The organism is Pseudomonas sp. FP1154 (assembly GCF_030687245.1).
Taxonomy (GTDB): Bacteria; Pseudomonadota; Gammaproteobacteria; order Pseudomonadales; family Pseudomonadaceae; genus Aquipseudomonas; species Aquipseudomonas rhizophila.
In genome coordinates this window covers 5,177,759-5,196,079 of record NZ_CP117465.1, presented here as the reverse complement: position 1 = coordinate 5,196,079, position 18,321 = coordinate 5,177,759, and the positions used below count along the sequence as shown (strand labels likewise).

At 61.7% G+C, this 18,321-nt stretch carries 15 protein-coding genes; 6 read left to right on the top strand and 9 right to left on the bottom strand.

The window, feature by feature from the left end; translation table 11 throughout:
- The first annotated feature begins 269 nt into the window (after positions 1 to 269).
- Complete coding sequence (locus PSH91_RS23220) at positions 270 to 590, top strand: hypothetical protein (protein WP_047229504.1); 321 nt, start codon at positions 270 to 272, stop codon at positions 588 to 590.
- A gap of 103 nt (positions 591 to 693) precedes the next feature.
- Entirely contained in the window at positions 694 to 1,455 is a 762-nt protein-coding gene (locus PSH91_RS23215) for a YdcF family protein (RefSeq protein ID WP_047229505.1), read from the top strand.
- Positions 1,456 to 1,596: 141 nt separating this feature from the next.
- On the opposite strand, the gene lnt is transcribed toward PSH91_RS23215, so the two are convergent.
- The 5 genes from lnt to miaB all read right to left on the bottom strand — a co-directional run bounded on the left by lnt (position 1,597) and on the right by miaB (position 7,033).
- Positions 1,597 to 3,120 (bottom strand): apolipoprotein N-acyltransferase, encoded by a 1,524-nt coding sequence (gene lnt / locus PSH91_RS23210; protein WP_281459808.1) that lies wholly within the window; start codon positions 3,118 to 3,120, stop codon positions 1,597 to 1,599.
- Positions 3,121 to 3,147: 27 nt separating this feature from the next.
- On the bottom strand, positions 3,148 to 3,987 hold the full coding sequence (locus tag PSH91_RS23205) for an HlyC/CorC family transporter (protein WP_025215634.1): 840 nt from the start codon (positions 3,985 to 3,987) through the stop codon (positions 3,148 to 3,150).
- Positions 3,988 to 4,027: 40 nt separating this feature from the next.
- Complete coding sequence (ybeY, locus tag PSH91_RS23200) at positions 4,028 to 4,486, bottom strand: rRNA maturation RNase YbeY (protein ID WP_047229507.1); 459 nt, start codon at positions 4,484 to 4,486, stop codon at positions 4,028 to 4,030.
- The gene (locus PSH91_RS23195; protein WP_047229508.1) at positions 4,479 to 5,489 is read right to left on the bottom strand and encodes a PhoH family protein; all 1,011 of its coding nucleotides are present in this window, start codon (positions 5,487 to 5,489) and stop codon (positions 4,479 to 4,481) included. The genes ybeY and PSH91_RS23195 overlap by 8 nt, the downstream gene beginning before the upstream one ends.
- A gap of 215 nt (positions 5,490 to 5,704) precedes the next feature.
- Positions 5,705 to 7,033, bottom strand: a complete 1,329-nt coding sequence (gene miaB / locus PSH91_RS23190; protein ID WP_172833785.1) for a tRNA (N6-isopentenyl adenosine(37)-C2)-methylthiotransferase MiaB — start codon at positions 7,031 to 7,033, stop codon at positions 5,705 to 5,707.
- A gap of 133 nt (positions 7,034 to 7,166) precedes the next feature.
- Between miaB and PSH91_RS23185 the strand changes: the two genes are divergently transcribed.
- On the top strand, positions 7,167 to 7,496 hold the full coding sequence (locus PSH91_RS23185) for a DUF1820 family protein (protein ID WP_016773045.1): 330 nt from the start codon (positions 7,167 to 7,169) through the stop codon (positions 7,494 to 7,496).
- Between the two features lie 140 nt (positions 7,497 to 7,636).
- On the opposite strand, the gene PSH91_RS23180 is transcribed toward PSH91_RS23185, so the two are convergent.
- From PSH91_RS23180 to PSH91_RS23165, 4 genes are all read right to left on the bottom strand, one after another.
- The gene (locus PSH91_RS23180) at positions 7,637 to 8,191 is read right to left on the bottom strand and encodes a tetratricopeptide repeat protein (protein WP_047229510.1); all 555 of its coding nucleotides are present in this window, start codon (positions 8,189 to 8,191) and stop codon (positions 7,637 to 7,639) included.
- Between the two features lie 218 nt (positions 8,192 to 8,409).
- Complete coding sequence (hemL, locus tag PSH91_RS23175) at positions 8,410 to 9,693, bottom strand: glutamate-1-semialdehyde 2,1-aminomutase (protein WP_047229511.1); 1,284 nt, start codon at positions 9,691 to 9,693, stop codon at positions 8,410 to 8,412.
- A gap of 24 nt (positions 9,694 to 9,717) precedes the next feature.
- Positions 9,718 to 10,344, bottom strand: coding sequence for a thiamine phosphate synthase (gene thiE / locus PSH91_RS23170; RefSeq protein WP_047229512.1), 627 nt, complete (start codon positions 10,342 to 10,344; stop codon positions 9,718 to 9,720).
- Positions 10,345 to 10,360: 16 nt separating this feature from the next.
- The gene (locus tag PSH91_RS23165) at positions 10,361 to 11,158 is read right to left on the bottom strand and encodes a hydroxymethylpyrimidine/phosphomethylpyrimidine kinase (protein WP_076383510.1); all 798 of its coding nucleotides are present in this window, start codon (positions 11,156 to 11,158) and stop codon (positions 10,361 to 10,363) included.
- Positions 11,159 to 11,471: 313 nt separating this feature from the next.
- On the opposite strand from PSH91_RS23165, the gene PSH91_RS23160 reads away from it, so the two are divergent.
- From PSH91_RS23160 to amn, 3 genes are all read left to right on the top strand, one after another.
- Positions 11,472 to 13,856: a hybrid sensor histidine kinase/response regulator gene (locus PSH91_RS23160; RefSeq protein ID WP_047229514.1), complete on the top strand. Its 2,385-nt coding sequence runs from the start codon at positions 11,472 to 11,474 to the stop codon at positions 13,854 to 13,856.
- 74 nt (positions 13,857 to 13,930) lie between these two features.
- Positions 13,931 to 15,580 (top strand): acyl-CoA dehydrogenase family protein, encoded by a 1,650-nt coding sequence (locus PSH91_RS23155; RefSeq protein WP_305466842.1) that lies wholly within the window; start codon positions 13,931 to 13,933, stop codon positions 15,578 to 15,580.
- A 1,115-nt stretch (positions 15,581 to 16,695) separates the two neighbouring features.
- Positions 16,696 to 18,195, top strand: a complete 1,500-nt coding sequence (gene amn / locus PSH91_RS23150) for an AMP nucleosidase (RefSeq protein ID WP_160893475.1) — start codon at positions 16,696 to 16,698, stop codon at positions 18,193 to 18,195.
- Positions 18,196 to 18,321: the final 126 nt, after the last annotated feature.

Below are 18,321 nucleotides of genomic sequence, written 5' to 3'. Positions count from 1 at the left end.
GGCCCAATCCTCTTCGTTGCCATGCTGGACGCAGACGACGCCTGATGCGGCGTTTTCGATGCCCAGCCGAGCTGGAAGTGGAGTTACAGGAAGCGCCGTAGCATACATGACCGTGCTCTGCCGAGGGAAACCCTGATTGCGTGCCGGGGCATTGTCGATATCCGGTGACGGCCGCTGTTCAGGGCCGTTGGTCGCGGCGCCCTGCCGGTTTGCCCAGCGAAGCTAAGCTTCTCAATGGGGAGTGAGTCTTATCTTCAATGAGGTGAGGGATGGTTGAATCACAACGTAAAGTAACTACACCTGAGTTGTACGAAAAACTGATCGATCGTCTCGGGGTGGCCCTGGACGCTGCAAGAACCGCCGGTCGCTTGCGCGATGAACGTCCGGCAGAGCTGGAACTGCGTGGCTTGACCCCCGCAGAGTTCGAGCTGGTCAAGGCTTACCTTGAGCAGGTCGGGCATCAAGCCCCCACAAGTGGGGCTCAGCTACTCAAGCGCCTCGATACGCCCCGTTCGGCCAAGGTTGTATGGCTCAAGGATCGGACGCCCACCAGGGATGCTGTAAAAGTCCGGTCACTGCAGTTCAAGTAAAGCCGGATTCACGCTTGTCGCTTTTTTTGATTCAAGATTATTTCGAATCTGTTGTCGCTTTGCGTCAACCCACCTAGGCTTCGGGCATCTATGGAGATGCCCGATGCCGTTTCGCTATTTCATCAAACAACTTTTATTGCCGCCCGGCATTCTTTTGCTGCTGTTGGTGCTTGCCTGGTGGTGGCGCAACTCCCGGCCGCGCCTGGCTCGCCTGTGTTTCATTGCAGGGGTGGGCGGTTTCTGGCTGATGAGTTTGCCTGTGGTGGTGCAATGGAGCGCCAAGGCGTTGGAGCGCGAGCCACCGCTGCCTCGCAGCGAATGGGGGACGCTGGCGCAACGTGCCGATGCCATCGTGTTGCTTGGTTCGGGCCGCGATCGCGGTGACCTGGCCTGGGGTACCGACCAGCCCACCGGCATCGGTCTGGAGCGCCAGCGGTATGCGGCGCGACTGGCCAAGGCATCGGGATTGCCGGTGCTGACCAGCGGCGGCTTGCATTATGGCTCCCCGCCGAGTGAAGCGAAATTGATGGCCGATTCGATGCTCGATGATTTTGGTGTCACCGTGCGCTGGCAGGAAGGGCGCAGTCGCACGACCTGGGAAAACGCCCAGATGAGCGCCGAGATGTTGCTGCCGCAGGGCATCAGACGAGTCGTGGTGGTGACCCATGCGTCGCACATGCCACGGGCAGTCTGGAGTTTCGAGCGCTCGGGGTTTGAAGTGGTTCCTGCACCGGTGGGCTTTCTGGGGCAGGACAATGCCCGCCCGCTGGGCGGCTGGATGCCGGAGTTCAAGTCGATCTGGCAATCGGGGCAGTTGATGAACGAGGCGGTGGGGCAGGTGGGGTATAGGTTGTTTTATCGTTGAAGTGTTCCCGGATCGTTCCCACGCTCCTGCGTGGGCACGCCTCAAGGGACGCTCTGCGTTCCAAGGCGGGCTGGCGTCGGCCACCAATGACGCGGAGCGTCACGGGCTGCATTCCCACGCGGAGCGTGGGAACGAGCAACCTTAAACCGTCTTGGCCATCCGTCCCGCCATCAACGCCCAGCCCAGCAGCAACACGCACACGATGATCAACGGCCACGAGCGCCATTGCAGGTAGGGCGTCAGCCCGTGCATCGGCACGACTTCGCCGTACAGTACGCCACGCTCGAATTGCGGGATCTGTGCGGTGATCTGGCCGAAGGGGTTGATCAGGCCGGTGACGCCGTTGTTGGTGGAGCGGATCATCCAGCGACCGGCTTCCAGGGCGCGCATCTGCGCCATTTGCAGGTGTTGCAACGGGCCGATCGAGGTGCCGAACCAGGTGTCGTTGCTGATGGTCAGTAGCAGGTCGCTGCGCGCCGAGAGGCCGGCGGCGAACTCCGGGTAGACCACTTCATAGCAGATGAACGGTGCGATCTGGTAACCCTTGGCTTGCAGCAAAGGCTGGTCGGCCGGGCCTCGGGCAAAGTCCGACATGGGGAGATCGAAGAACGCGATCAACCCCCGCAGAATGTCCTGCAACGGCACATATTCGCCAAATGGCACCAGTTTTTGCTTCAGATAAGTGCCGTCACCTTCACCGGTCACGGTGATGCCGTTGAAGTAACGCTTCTGCTGGTGCACCAGTTGGCGAATCGGAACGCCGGTAATCAGCGCCGAATTTCGCTCGGCGGCGAAGGTGCCCATCATGTCCAGATAGCCCTGGGCAGACTCCTTGAGCACCGGCACAGCTGTTTCCGGCCAGATCAGCAGGTCGACCCGTTTGGAGGCAAAGCTCATGTCGCGGTACAACGCCAGTTGCGCGTTGAGCTGCTCGGGATCCCACTTCATGCTTTGTTCGATGTTGCCCTGGATCGCCGCGACGCTCAGCGGATCACCCGAAGGGCTGGTCCAGGCATGGTCTTTGAGCGCCATGCCGGCGCCCCACGGGCCGATCAGCAGGACCACGCCCGCTGCGATAAAGCCTTTGCGCCCGGCGCGGATCAACCGTGGCGCGTTGTACAGCAGCGCGGCGGTCAGGGCCAGGGTGAAGGAAATCAGCCACATTCCGCCCAGCGGCGCGAGGCCGGCCAAGGGGCCGTCAAGTTGGCTGTAACCGGAATACAGCCACGGAAACCCGGTGAGGAACCAGCCGCGAAAGGCTTCCTGGCCCAGCCACAGGGCGGCGAAGGCCAAGGCGTCGGCCAGCGGGGCTTCGTTACGCCGCAACCATCGGGCCCAGAGCCAGGCGGGCAGGGCGAAAAACCAGGCAATGGCGGCGATGAACAGCAGCATCAAGAAACCGGCGAGCAGCACCGAGGCGCCGCCGAAGTTGTGAATGCTGACGTAGATCCAGCTGGTGCCGGCGCCAAACAGGCCGAAACCGAAGCACCAGCCACGGCCGAGGGCCTGGCGCGGTGAAAGCTCGCGCAGACCGGCATAGAACAGTCCGACCGCCAGCAGTGCCAGCGGCCAGATGTCGAACGGCGCCAGGGCCAGGGTGGTGATCGCGCCAGCCGCCATGGCCAGCAGGTTACCGGGCCAGCCGGGGCGGGTTGTCCAGCGCATGTGTGTCCTTAGCGGGTCTCGCAGGGTTTATCGGGCAATGGGTGACAGGCGCAGCAAGTGAATCCGACGGCTGTCGGCGTTCAGGATGCGAAAGCGCCAGGAACCGATTTCCGTGGTTTCATTACGCTTGGGCAGGTGCCCGAAAGCACTCATCACCAAGCCGCCGACGGTGTCGAACTCATCGTCGGAGAATTGACTGTCGAAGAACTCGTTGAAGTTCTCGATCGGCGTCAGGGCCTTGATCAGGAAGTCGCCGCTGGGCAGCGGCTTGATGTAGCTGTCTTCCTCGACGTCGTGCTCGTCTTCGATGTCGCCGACGATCTGCTCAAGCACGTCTTCGATGGTGACCAGTCCGGCCACGCCGCCGTATTCGTCGATGACGATGGCCATGTGGTTGTGATTGGCGCGGAATTCACGCAGCAGCACGTTCAGGCGCTTGGACTCGGGCACGAAGGTGGCCGGGCGCAGCAAGTCCTTGATGTTGAAACTGTCGCCGTTCTCCTGAAGGATCAGCGGCAGCAGATCCTTGGCCAGCAGCACGCCCATGACGTCGTCATGGCTCTCGCCGACTACCGGGTAGCGCGAGTGAGCGGAATCGACCACGGCGGGCAGGAATTCGCGAGGTGTCTGGGTCGCCTTGATGCTGACCATCTGCGAACGGGGGACCATGATGTCCCGCACTTGCAGGTCAGCGACCTGGATGGCGCCTTCGACGATGGCCAGCGCTTCGCTGTCTAGCAGTTTGTTCTGGTGTGCATCGCGCAGCAGCTCCAGCAGCTCCTGGCGGTTTTTCGGCTCATGGGCAAAAGCCTGGGTGAGCTTGCCCAGCCATGACTTCTGCCCGTTGCTCGATCGATCTTCGCTCATAGCGATTACTCTGAATCCTTTGTCGTTACAGGTTGATGTATCAGTGTTCGTCGCCGGCGTAGGGGTCGGGGTGACCCAGCTCTGCAAGCAACGTTCGTTCCAGCGATTCCATTTCCTCGGCTTCGTCATCTTCTATATGGTCGTAACCCAATAGATGCAAGCAGCCGTGAATCACCAGATGGGCCCAGTGGGCCTCAGCGGTCTTGCCTTGTTCGGCCGCTTCGCGCTCCACCACCGGGATGCAGATCACCAGATCGCCCAGCAGCGGAATGTCGAGCAGTTCGTCGGGCACGTCGGCGGGGAACGACAACACATTGGTGGCGTAGTCTTTCTGCCGCCAGGTGTGGTTCAACTCGCGGCCTTCGGGCTCGTCCACCAGGCGGATGGTCAGTTCCGAGTCGGCGCTGCGCTGGCGCAGGGCCAGCTCGCACCATTGGCGTAACTGAGCCTCGCTGGGAGCGGGGCGTTCGCTGGCCAGTTGCAGGTCAAGTTCAAGCATCGTGGCGATTGCCCTTCTCAGCGGTCGCCAGCTCATCCTGATGATTCTCGAAGCGCTCGTAGGCTTCGACGATGCGCTGCACCAATGGATGGCGCACGACGTCCTTGGGCATGAAATGCGTGAAACTGATGCCCGGCACGTCCTTGAGCACCTGGATCACATGGTTCAGCCCGGATTTGGTGCCGCGGGGCAGGTCGACCTGGGTGATGTCCCCGGTGATCACCGCGGTGGAGCCGAAGCCGATCCGGGTCAGGAACATTTTCATCTGCTCGACCGTGGTGTTCTGGCTTTCGTCGAGGATGATGAAGCTGTTGTTCAGCGTACGGCCACGCATATAAGCCAGCGGTGCGACCTCGATGACCTGGCGTTCGATCAGCTTGGCGACGTATTCGAAGCCGAGCATTTCGTACAGTGCGTCATACAGCGGACGCAAGTACGGGTCGATTTTCTGGGCGAGGTCGCCGGGCAGGAAACCGAGTTTTTCCCCCGCTTCAACCGCCGGACGCACCAGCAGGATACGGCGCACCTGTTCGCGTTCCAGCGCATCGACGGCGCAGGCCACGGCCAGATAGGTCTTGCCGGTACCGGCCGGACCGATGCCGAAGTTGATGTCGTTGCCCAGGATTTCCTTCACGTAGCGCTGCTGATTCAAGCCGCGAGGGCGAATCATGCCTTTTTTCGTACGCAAGGCCACGGCAGGTTCCGACGGAGCGTGGTTCTCGAGTTCTTCGAGGGCCGACTCCTGCAGGAACAGGTGGACGGTGTCCGGCGACAGCTCGCTTCCCTTGGTTTCCCGATAGAGGCGGCGCAGCAGGTTTTCCGCGGAGGAGGTGTGCTTGGGTTCGCCGATCAGTTCGAACTGGTTTCCGCGGTTGCGGATCTCGATGGCCAGGCGCTGTTCGATCAAGCGCAGATGCTCGTCGAATTGCCCGCACAGATTGGCGAAGCGGCGAGCCTCAAAGGGCTCGAGAATGAAACGATGTGGTTCGATGGGTGCGTTCAAGGTCGTTTTTAGCCGCCCTGGGGCAATTAAGATGAAATCAAGGATAACGCCAGTAGGCTGGGTGCGAAAGCTCTTAAAGAGGCGAATCTGATCACAGGGTTGGCGCAACCCATTGTGGGAGCGAGCCTGCTCGCGATAGCGGCGTCACATTCAACATCGATATTGACTGTCACGCAGCTATCGCGAGCAGGCTCGCTCCCACACGAAACTTTGTGTTACTGGACCAACGAACCGCGCAACGAGTGCGGTTGCGCGGCATCGATGTGGACGTCGGCGAACTGGCCGATCAGGGCCGGAGTGTCGCAGCGGAAGTTGACGATGCGGTTGTTTTCGGTCCGCCCTTGCAATTCGCCCGGGTCTTTTTTCGAGTAATCGGTCACCAGAATCCGCTGGACGGAGCCGACCATCTGTCGGCTGATCTCGAAACCTTGCTGGTTCAAGCGATGTTGCAAGGCGTTGAGCCGTTCTTTTTTCACTTCTTCTGGTGTCTCGTCCGCCAAATCGGCGGCCGGAGTGCCGGGACGCTGGCTGTAGACGAAGGAGTAGGAAAAATCGAAACCCACGTCTTCGATCAGCTTCATGGTCTGCTGGAAATCTTTCTCGGTTTCGCCGGGGAAACCCACGATAAAGTCCGAACTGATGCAGATTCCCGGCACCGCCGCCCGCAGTTTGCGCAGCTTGGATTTGTACTCCAGCGCCGTGTGGTTGCGCTTCATGGCCGCCAGGATCCGGTCGGAGCCCGATTGCACCGGCAGGTGCAGATGCTTGACCAGCTCAGGCACTTCGGCATGGGCCTGGATCAGGCTGTCGGAGAACTCCAGTGGGTGCGACGTGGTGTAGCGGATACGGTCGATGCCCTCCACGGCCGCCACCACGCGGATCAGCTCGGCGAGGTCCGCCAGGCGCCCGTCGTGGGTCAGGCCGCGATAACCGTTGACGTTCTGCCCCAGCAGCGTCACTTCCCGCACGCCGTGTTCCGCCAGGTGGATGATTTCGGCGATGACGTCGTCGAACGGCCGGCTGACTTCTTCGCCACGGGTATAGGGCACCACGCAGAACGTGCAGTACTTGCTGCAACCTTCCATCACTGACACGTAGGCGCTCGGGCCGTCGATACGGGGTTCGGGCAGGTGGTCGAATTTTTCGATTTCCGGAAACGAAACGTCGACTTGCGGCAGTTTGGTGATGCGCGCCGCGTCGATCATCTCCGGCAGGCGGTGCAGGGTCTGCGGGCCGAAGACCACGTCTACGTAGGGCGCGCGGTCACGAATGGCAGCGCCTTCCTGGCTGGCCACGCAACCGCCCACGGCGATGACCATTTCCGGGTTGGCCAGTTTCAGTTCACGCCAGCGGCCGAGCTGGGAGTACACCCGGTCCTGGGCGCGCTCGCGAATCGAACAAGTGTTGAGCAGGATCACGTCGGCGTCTTCGGCACGGGCGGTGACTTCCAGGGCCTGGTGTTCACCCAGCAGATCGACCATGCGCGAGCTGTCGTACTCGTTCATCTGGCAACCGTGGGTTTCGATGTAAAGCTTCTTGGCCATGGACGGAGTCATCACGTGATTCAAAGAACCGCGCATTATAGGGAACAAGTCACCCGGTTCCTACCGCTGCGCGAGCAGTGGCTATGCTATAGTTCGCGCCCTCATTTTTACCCGCCGATGTGTTTCGCCTGCCATGACCAAACGTGAAGCTCCAATCTACAAGGTGATTTTCCTCAACCAGGGCCAGGTGTTCGAAATGTACGCCAAGCAGATCTATCAAAGTGATCTGTGGGGCTTCCTGGAAGTCGAAGAATTCGTCTTTGGCGAGCGCACGCAAATGGTCGTCGATCCGAGCGAAGAAAAGCTTAAGGCGCAGTTCGAAGGCGTGGTGCGCAGCTTCGTGCCGATGCATTCGATCGTGCGTATCGACGAGGTCGAGCGCTTGGGTACCCCGAAAATCAGCGAAGCCCGCGGCGCGGTCGGCAATGTCATGCCGTTTCCGATGCCGATGCCTGAGAAGTAAGCGCCAAGACTGAGTTGCCCCCAATCGCGAGCGGGCTCGCTCCCACACTGGATCTTCTGTGTGCACATTATTTGTGAACACCCGGGATTAACTGTGGGAGCGAGCCTGCTCGCGATTAGGCTCTCAAGGCCGTGGTGGATTCAGGGCAGTGGCGAGAAGGGCGTGCGCCCGTCGGCGTTCTGCAATTCCATCAGGTATTTGCGGAAGATCTGCCCCAGCACCTGGGTCGCGACTTCCAGTTCGTCGCGGGGCATCTGTTCGGCGACTTCGTCGGCGGTGTCCAGGGCTTCTTCGGCGCCATTGACCGCCGCCATCTTCAAGACAATGTAGGCCTGCACGTTGTTGGCCGGCACGCCTTCGCCATGGAAGAACATGCCGCCCAGCTTGTATTGCGCCTGGGCATGGCCTTGCAGTGAGGCTTTTTCGAAGTAGCTGAGGGCCAGTTTGAGGTCGCGCGGCGCAGCCTTGCCGTCGTAGTAGAACTCGCCCAACTCGTATTGCGCTTGTGCATCGCCCGCGTCCGCCGCTTTTTGACAGGCGTCGAGTGCCGGTGCGAGATCTTGTGGCTGGGTGTTGAGCGTGCAACGGCCCATCGCCGGGATCAACAACGAGTTGCCGCCTGCTTGTGCGTTCGCCAGCAGCGGCTGAAGGAGCAACAGGCAGCCCAGGGCAAGGGTGCGGCCGGTGCGGTTCATGGGAATCGACTTACCTCTGAGGGGCACGCGGACCCTCCGGGGGATCCAATAAGCGCGCATTATGAAATAAGCAGGGCCATCCTTACAAAGTCTTTACTCGTTTTTCTGCTGCGAGGGAGCGCTAACGGCAGCTTCGAGGGGTAATACGTAGGAAAAGGGGCAAGAGGTTGTCGTCAATCACTGACGCCAGCGTCAGCCGGCGTCAGTTATCCACAGGCTTACTTCAATGCGGCGAAGGCCCGCTCGGCGGCGTCGAGGGTGATCTTCAGCTCGGCCTCGCCATGGGCGATGGAGGTAAAGCCGGCTTCGAACGCGCTCGGTGCCAGGTACACGCCACCGTCGAGCATCAGGTGGAAGAAACGCTTGAAGCGGTCAGCGTCGCTGGCCATCACATCTTCGAAGGTCACGATGTCATCGGCGCCACTGAAGTACAGGCCGAACATGCCACCGGCCTGGGTGGTCACGAACGGAATGCCCGCTGCGTCGGCACGAATCTGCAAACCGTCGAGCAGACGGGTGGTGTAGTCGGTCAGCTCGGCGTGAAAGCCCGGGCGGCTGATCAGACGCAGGGTGGTCAGGCCGGCGGCCATGGCCAGCGGATTGCCTGACAGCGTACCGGCCTGGTAGACCGGACCCAGCGGCGCGATGCATTCCATGATGGCACGCTTGCCGCCGAAGCAACCGACCGGCATGCCGCCGCCGATGATCTTGCCGAAGGTGCTCAGGTCCGGTGTCACGCCGTAGTGGGCCTGGGCGCCGCCGAGGGCTACGCGGAAACCGGTCATCACTTCGTCGAAAATCAGCACCACGCCGTGCTGGTCGCACAGGCTGCGCAGGCCTTCGAGGAAACCCGGCGCCGGCGGTACGCAGTTCATGTTGCCAGCCACAGGCTCGACGATGATGCAGGCCACTTCCTGGCCGACTTCGCCGAGCATCTTCTCGACTTCTTCGAGGTCGTTGAACGGCAGGGTCAGGGTGTGCTTGGCAAACGCTGCGGGCACGCCGGCCGAACTTGGTACACCTTGGGTCAGCGCGCCGGAACCGGCCTTGACCAGCAGGCTGTCGGAGTGGCCGTGGTAGCAGCCTTCGAACTTGATGATGCTGTCGCGACCGGTGAAGCCCCGCGCCAGGCGAATCGCACTCATGGTTGCCTCGGTGCCGGAGCTGACCATGCGCACCATTTCCATCGACGGCACGATCGAGCAGACCAGGTCGGCCATCTCGGTTTCCATGGCGGTCGGGGCACCGTAGGACAGGCCATGCTGCAACTGGTTGCGCACCGCTTCCAGCACGTCTGGATGGCTGTGGCCGAGGATCATCGGGCCCCACGAACCGACGTAGTCCACATAGCGCTTGTCATCTTCGTCCGTGACGTACGCGCCTTCGGCGTGTTTGAAGAACAGCGGGGTTCCGCCAACGCTCTTGAACGCACGAACGGGGGAGTTCACGCCGCCGGGGATGTGCTTCTGGGCGTTGGCAAACAGGGTTTCGGAACGGGACATGGTTGGGCTCTCGAAATCGAAAAATTATTTGATCTGCAACAGATCGTTGAAGGCACGGGCGCGGCGCGTCACTTCCTGGGGGCTGTCGGCGCCGAACAAACCGTGGACCACGGCCAGCAGGTCGACACCGTGAGCCACCAGCGGGGCGGCGTTGTCCAGGGTGATTCCGCCGATGGCGCACACCGGTATATGCAGTTTGATCCGGGCCTGGTCGAGCAGTTCAAGGTTTGCACTGGGTGCGCCGGGCTTGGTGTTGGAGTTGAAGAACCGTCCGAACGCGACATAGCTCGCGCCCTCGCTGGCGGCCTGTTCGGCCAGTTCCAGGCTGGAGTGACAGGTGGAGCCGATGATTGCGTCGCGCCCCAGCAGCGCCCGTACTGGCGCCAGAGGGCCATCGGTCTGGCCCAGGTGAACGCCGACGCCCAGGCGCGCGGCCAGTTCGGCGTCGTCGTTGATGATCAATCGGGTCTTGTAGCGCTCGCACAGATTGCGCAGCGCTTCGGCTTCGCGCAGACGGCGGGCTTCGTCGCTGCTTTTATCACGGTATTGCAGCAGGGTGACGCCACCTTCCAGTGCCGCTTGCACATACGCGAGGAATTTGCCGGCCAGCAGTTGGCTATCGGTGATGGCGTAAAGGCCACGTAGTTTCATTCCACAGCCTCCGGGGCTACGAGCAGAAATCCAGCGGCAGGCGACGCGGGACGAACTGGCCTTTGCCCAGCTGTTCGGCATCGCGCAGGGTGCGCCAGGTGTAATCCAGCGCTGTCTTGACCGCGCTGGCGAGGTGTTCGCCCTGGGCCAGTCGTCCAGCCAGGGCGCTGGCCAGGGTGCAGCCGGAACCATGGTAGCTGCCGGGCAAGCGCTGGCAGGTGAACGTTTCGCGGCGACCATCGCGGCTGTACAGGCGATTGTGGACTTCATGTTCGTCGCCGTGACCACCGGTGATCAACAGGTGCTTGACGAAGGGCAGCAGTTTTTCGGCGCATTCATCGGCGCTGCCCTCGGGCAGTTCGGCGAGGATGCGTGCTTCCGGCAGATTGGGGGTGGCGATGATTGCCAGGGGCAACAGGCGTTCGCGCATGGCGTAGCCGACTTCATCCTTGCCCAATCGTCCGCCGCCACCGGCACGCAGCACCGGGTCGCAGACCATGGGCAAATGCGGGTGCGCCTGCAGCAGTTCGACCACCGTGTCGACCATTTCCAGTGAGCCGAGCATCCCCAGCTTGACCGCCGCTACCTGCGAATCGTTGAGCACGGCATTGGCTTGCGCCAGCACCCACTCCCGATCGAGCACGCGGAAATCGCTCACGTTAACCGTGTCCTGCACGGTCAACGCGGTAACGGCCGGGGCGGCATGACAACCCTGGGCGAGCAGGGCTTCGATATCTGCCTGCAAACCGGCGCCACCACTGGGGTCGTGGCCGGAGAGACAGAGGACAACGGGGCGAGAGCTGTAGATATTCATGGTGCGCGAGCTTACCACCAAACCTGTTTTGTCGGTGGTCGGACTCTGAGGGTTTTATGCGGAACTGCTTGCTCTGATGATCGCTTTTGAGCCACCCGTTGCCGACCTGACCAAAGCAACAGCTCTATCTCAATGCTTGGCGCTGGAACGCCCGTTCTAGAGCCATCTGTAGGAAAAATTTCAATGGTGCAAATTGGCCATCAGCGGCTATGCTAGAAATGGATCCAACCAATAACAGGTAATGCCGGTTTTACGTCTACTCAGGGAATGGGGGGCTTCCTGATTCAACCGGACAGGCCACGCTGGGGCTTAAATGCGCTATTTGCTGATGTTGCTGCTGTGCTTGCCCGCTTTGGCAAGCGCCCTCGAATTCGATGAGTTCACCCAAAGCCTGCCCTTGGGCCATGCCCTGCAGGTGTTCGAAGACACCCACGGTACGGCCACCATCGACGATGTCCTGGCAGAGGCCGCGGCGGGTCACTTCAAGCCCCATGACAAAGCCACGCTGAACGCTGGTTATTCGCGCTCGGCATTCTGGCTGAAAATAGACCTGCACTACCGTCCCGGCAATCCGGACGCCCAACGCACCTGGTTGTTGGAGCTGGCCTATCCGCCGCTGGACCATTTGGACTTGTATCTGCCTGACAGCGCCGGGGCGTATCGCCTGGTTCGCCAGACCGGCGATGCCTTGCCGTTCGCCAGCCGTGAAATTCGCCAGAACAACTACCTGTTCAGCCTGGACTTCAAACCCGAACAACGCCAGGCCGTGTACCTGCGCCTGCAAAGCCAGGGTTCGATCCAGGCGCCGCTGACGTTGTGGTCGAGCACGGCCTATCTTGAGCAACAACCTGTGCGCTTGTACGTGTTGGGCACCATCTATGGCGTACTGCTGGGGATGCTGGTCTACAACCTGTTCATTTACCTGAGCGTGCGGGACACCAGTTACCTTTATTACATCGTTTATATCGCCTCGTTCGGCCTGTATCAGTTGTCGGTCAACGGAGCGGCCGTGGAGTATTTCTGGCCGGACAACCCCTGGTGGGCCAATGCCGCAACCCCCTTTTTCATCGGCTGTGCGGGTCTGTTCGGCAGCCAGTTTGCGCGCAGCTTCCTGCAAACCGCGCAACACAGTCGTTGGCTTGACCGGCTGCTGCTGGCGCTGATCGCCTACAGCGCCGTAGTGGTGGGCCTGTCGCTGATGACCAGTTACGCCCTGGCCTTGCGCCTGGCGACGGCATTGGCGCTGGTGTTTACCGTGGTGATTTTCGCCGCCGGGCTGTTCGCCTGGTGGCGTGGCCTGCGGGTGGCGCGTTATTTCATCATTGCCTGGTCGGCGTTTCTGCTGGGGGGCGTGGTCAACACGATGATGGTGCTCGGTTATCTGCCGAACGTATTCCTGACCATGTACGCCAGCCAGATCGGCTCGGCCATCGAAGTAGCGCTGTTGTCCCTGGCCCTGGCCGACCGTATCAATGCCATGCGCGAGCAGCAGGCCCAGACGCTGTTCGACGCCGGGCAGAAACTTGAAGTGCTCAACCAGCAATTGGCCCATGGCAACAAACTCAAGGATGAATTCCTCGCCACCTTGACCCATGAGCTGCGCACGCCGATGAATGGCGTGATCGGTTCGCTGGAGTTGATGGAAACCGTCGAAATGAATGAGGAGCTGACCCAGTATCAACAGACCGCCGCAGGTTCTGCGCGGGACATGATGCGCATGGTCAACGGCATCCTCACCCTTACCGAGTTGCAGGCCGGCAAGCTCAAGGCCTACCCGGCGCCGTTCAGCCTGCGCGCGATGGTCGACGCCTTGCAGGTGCAGTTCGGTGCCAATGCGGCGGTCAAGAGCCTGGATTTCAAGGTCGACGTGGCACCCGGCCTGACGGACCGGCTGATCGGTGACAGTGGCAAGCTGGCCCAATGCCTGGAATGCCTGCTGGACAACGCCGTCAAGTTCACCCGCACAGGGGGCCTGGCGCTGCGGGTCAGTGGCAGGCCGTCGGGGCTCGATCGGCTGGTGCTGTCCTTTGCCGTGATCGACACCGGTATTGGTTTCACGGACCTCGGGGAGGCGAGCTTGTACCAGCGCTTCTTCCAGCTGGACGGTTCCATGACCCGGGAATACGGCGGCCTCGGTGTGGGGCTGGCGATCTGTCGGCAGCTGGTGGAGTTGCTGGGCGGACGCCTGACTCACACCTCCGAACCCGGTCGCGGCAGCCGATTCCAGTTGGATGTCGAGGTGGAAATGGCCGTGCCCGTGGAGGCGCCCACGCCATTTTCGTTCAGCCCGCGAGAAAGCGCGCGGTTGCCCCAGGATTGCACGGTGTTGCTGGCTGACGACAACAGCATTGATCTGCTGGTGATGCGCGGCATGTTGCTCAAGCTCGGTTACCGGGTGCGTACCGCCGACAGCGGCCGCGCGGCACTGGATATGCTGCAGGGCGAGAGTGTTGATGCCGTGCTGCTCGATTGCCAATCGCCACCGCTGGACGGGGTGTCGGTCTGCTGTCAGATCCGTACGCTCGCCGGCTGCGAGGACCTGCCGGTGTTTGTGGTCAGTCCCAATCCGAATCACGAGCGCTGCACGTCGGGCGCGTTGACCGATTACCTGAGCAAACCGGTGAAATTCGAGGTGTTGCGCACGATTCTGCAACGGCGGGTACTTTGTCCAAAACAGGGTGAAAGCGCCGATATTTAGGCGGGTATGACACTTTGTTCGACCTTGGGGCGGTGCTTAACTGAACCTCTGCTGGCCGACCAAGGAGCCCTGTCATGAACCTGCACCAGTTCGCCGAGACCCACGAGGTCACCAATCAGCCACCGTCCCTGGATGGCGCCAACCTCTATCGCATCGACCTGCCGCTGCAACAGTGGTCGCAGCGTTTTGGTGCGGGTTGGGCGCAAGGGCGGATCGATGCGTATGGCGCACTGGCCGGCGGGCCGCTGATGGAAGCGGGGTTTCTGGCGAACCAGAACAAGCCGGTGTTTTCCAGCCACGACCGCTACGGCCATCGCATCGATCTGGTGGAATTCCATCCCGCTTACCACCAGTTGATGCGCACCGCCGTCGAGCATGGCTTGCCCAGCCTGCCATGGGCCCAGCCGCAACCCGGCGCCCACGTCGCCCGAGCCTCGATGACTTATCTGCACAGCCAGGCTGAAGCCGGCACCGGTTGTCCGCTGACCATGACCTTCGCCAGCGTCCCGGCGTTGCGTTTGCAACCGGACCTGGCCGAGCTCTGGGTGCCCAAAGCGCTCGCCACCGAGTACGACCCGCGAAACGTCGGCATGGCCCACAAGGCCGGGGTGACCCTCGGCATGGCGATGACTGAAAAGCAGGGCGGCACCGACGTGCGGGCCAACACCACCAAAGCTTATCCGGTGGGCGCCAGCGGTCCGGGCCAGGCCTATGAGCTGGTGGGCCACAAGTGGTTCTGCTCGGCGCCGATGTGCGATGCCTTTCTGACCCTGGCCCAGACCGACAAGGGCCTGAGCTGTTTCCTGCTGCCGCGCCATCGTCCGGACGACACCCGTAATCAGTTCTATATCCAGCGGCTGAAGAACAAGCTGGGCAACTGTTCCAACGCCTCCAGCGAAGTTGAATTCCGTGGTGCACTGGCCTGGATGGTCGGTGAGGAAGGGCGAGGCGTGCCGACCATCATCGAGATGGTCGCCATGACCCGCTTCGATTGCATGGTCGGTTCCAGTGCTCTGATGCGCCAGGCCCTGACCCAGGCCAGCCATCACTGCGCGCATCGCAAGGTCGGTGGCAAGTTGTTGAGCGAACAGCCACTGATGCAAAACGTGCTGGCCGACCTGGCGCTGGAAAGCGAAGCGGCCCTCGCCCTGAGCTTGCGCATGGGCCGGGCGCTGGACCACTTGAGTGACGAACACGAGGCCAAGTTCGCGCGGCTGGTGACTGCGGTGGGCAAATACTGGATCTGCAAACGCGCCCCCGCGATGATCAACGAAGCCGCCGAATGCATGGGCGGCGCCGGTTACGTCGAAGACAGCATCCTGCCGCGCCTCTATCGTGAAGCACCAGTGAACTCGACCTGGGAAGGCTCCGGCAATGTGCAGTGCCTGGATGTGTTGCGGGCGCTGTCCAAGGAACCGGGCGTGCTTGAAGTGCTGTTCACCGAACTGGGTGACGGCCAGGGCGACAAACGCCTGGCTGCCCACATCGATCGGTTGCAGGCGGCGTTCAAGGATACCGCTGACATCCAGTACCGCGCCCGGCAATTGACTGAAGAAATCGCCATCGGCCTGCAAGCCAAGCTGCTGCTGGAAGCGGGCAACAGCGACGTCAGCGACGCCTTCATCGCCAGCCGCTTGGGTTCGGCTGGCCGGGCATACGGCGCCTTACCCCGAGGCCTGAATGTCGAGGCCATCGTGGCACGCTCCACGCCCCAAGGTTTCTAAACGCCGAACCTGTGGGAGCGAGCTTGCTCGCGAAGGCGTAGGCACATCCAACATCTCTGGTGACTGATACACCGCTATCGCGAGCAGGCTCGCTCCCACAGGGGATCTGCGACGAATGAAGAACCTGCGATTGGCGGCGATCAAGGGTGGGAGCGAGCCTGCTCGCGAAGGCGTAGGCACATCCAACATCTCTGGTGACTGATACACCGCTATCGCGAGCAGGCTCGCTCCCACAGGGATCTGCGGTGAATGAAGAACCTGCGGCTGGCGGCGATCAAGGGTGGGAGCGAGCCTGCTCGCGAAGGCGTAGGCACATCCAACATCTCTGGTGACTGATACACCGCTATCGCGAGCAGGCTCGCTCCCACAGGGATCTGCGGTGAATGAAGAACCTGCGGCTGGCGGCGATCAAGGGTGGGAGCGAGCCTGCTCGCGATGGCGTAGGCACATTCAACATCTCTGGAGACTGACACAGCGCTATCGCGAGCAGGCTCGCTCCCACATGGGGATTTGCGGTGAATGAAGAGTCTGCGACTGGTGGTGATCAAGGGTGGGAGCGAGCTTGCTCGCGATGGCGTCGGCACATTCAACATCTCTGGTGACTGATACAGCGCTATCGCGAGCAAGCTCGCTCCCACAGAGGATCTGCGGTGAATGAAGAATCTGCGGCTGGTGGTGATCAAGGGTGGGAGCGAGCCTGCTCGCGATGGCGTAGGCACATCCAACATCTTTGCTGACTGATACACCGCTATCGCGAGCAGGCTCGCTCCCACAGGGGATCTGTGGTGAATGAAGAATCTGCGGCTGGCGGCGATCAAGGGTGGGAGCGAGCTTGCTCGCGATGGCGGCGGCACATTCAACATCTCTGGAGACTGACACAGCGCTATCGCGAGCAAGCTCGCTCCCACAAGGGATCTGCGGCGAGTGAAGAACCTGCGGCTGGTGGTGATCAAGGGTGGGAGCGAGCCTGCTCGCGATGGCGTAGGCACATCCAACATCTTTGCTGACTGATACACCGCTATCGCGAGCAGGCTCGCTCCCACATGGGGATTTGTGGTGGATGATCGATCGCGCCCAATACGCCACTGTTCCCGTCGGCCGACGATGCAGGCAAGATGAAGGCCTGCAAGTCAGAACACAGGAAGCTGATCGTGACCGAAGCGTTTATTGTCGTTCAAACCGCCGAACAAGCCGTGGATCGTCTGGCGGCCCTGCACGAGCGTGCGACCACTGCGCTGAACCAGGCGCTCAAGCGGTACCTCAAGGATCGCATCGAGCCGGATGCCGAACAGCGGGCGTTGTTTCGCTATCCCGCCCTGCGACTGACCTATCACTGCCATGGCGAAGTCCCGCAAACCACCCGCGCCTACGCCAAGGTCCAGTTGCCGGGCACCTACAGTGTCACCGTCACCCATCCGGCTGCGTTCCGTAAATACCTGCTGGAGCAGTTGGTCCCGCTGATGCACGACTTTACCGTCACCGTCGAAGTGGGTGTCAGCGAGCAGAACATCCCCTATCCCTACGTGGTGGAGCAGGGTGATGAACTGGCCGGCTCCGGCGTGACTGCCGCGGTGCTGGCGCGAGTGTTCCCCAGCACCGACCTGTCGGCCGCCACCGATGGCATTGCCGACGGCCTCTATGACTGGGAAAACACCGACCCGCTGCCGCTGGCGTTGTTTGACGCGGCGCGGGTGGACTTTTCCCTGCGTCGGCTGGTGCATTACACCGGCAGCGACTGGCGCCATGTGCAGCCGTGGATCCTGCTGACCAACTATCACCGTTATGTGGATCAGTTCATTGTCCATGGCTTGGAGCAACTGCGCAGTGACCCGCGTTTTGTGCGCATGGTCCTGCCGGGCAACGTGATCATCGAAAAGAGCATGGACCACGGTGAAGCCTCGGCGATCGCCGCGGGCGTGGTCTGGCACCGCTACCAGATGCCGGCCTATCACCTGCAGGCCAGCGACGGCCACGGCGTGACCCTGGTGAACATCGGCGTCGGGCCGTCCAACGCCAAGAACATCACCGACCACCTGGCCGTGCTGCGCCCCCACTGCTGGCTGATGATCGGTCACTGCGGTGGGTTGCGGCAGTCCCAGACCATCGGCGACTACGTGCTGGCCCACGCTTACATGCGTCGAGATGGCATCCTCGACCGGGTCGTGCCGCCGAATATTCCGATCCCGGCCCTGGCTGAAGTGCAGATGGCCTTGCAGCAAGCGGCGGCCAATGTCACCGGTGAAAAGGGCGACGAGCTGAAGAAACGCCTGCGCACCGGCACTGTGCTGACCTACGACGACCGCAACTGGGAATTGCGCTGGGCCCAGGAGCGTCCGTTGATCAACCTGTCCCGCGCCGTGGCGGTGGACATGGAAAGCGGCACCATCGCCGCTCAGGGATACCGCTTGCGGGTGCCGTACGGCACGTTGCTTTGTGTCTCGGACAAACCGCTGCACAGCGAGATCAAATTGCCGGGTTCGGCCAACGCGTTTTACGAACGGGCGGTCAACCAGCACCTGAAGATCGGCATCGCGGCGCTGGACCTGTTGCGCAACGAACTCAACTCGCTGCACTCGCGCAAGTTGCGCAGCTTCGACGAGCCGCCGTTCCGCTGATGAACTGATCCCGGTTGAAGGGGCAGTGGTTATTTAACGGTCGGGCCACTAGCATGGTCGGCCCAGACCGTTAGATGTTGTGTTTGCCATGCCTCGTCCGCCACGTCCCGCTTCCCGCCGCCCTGG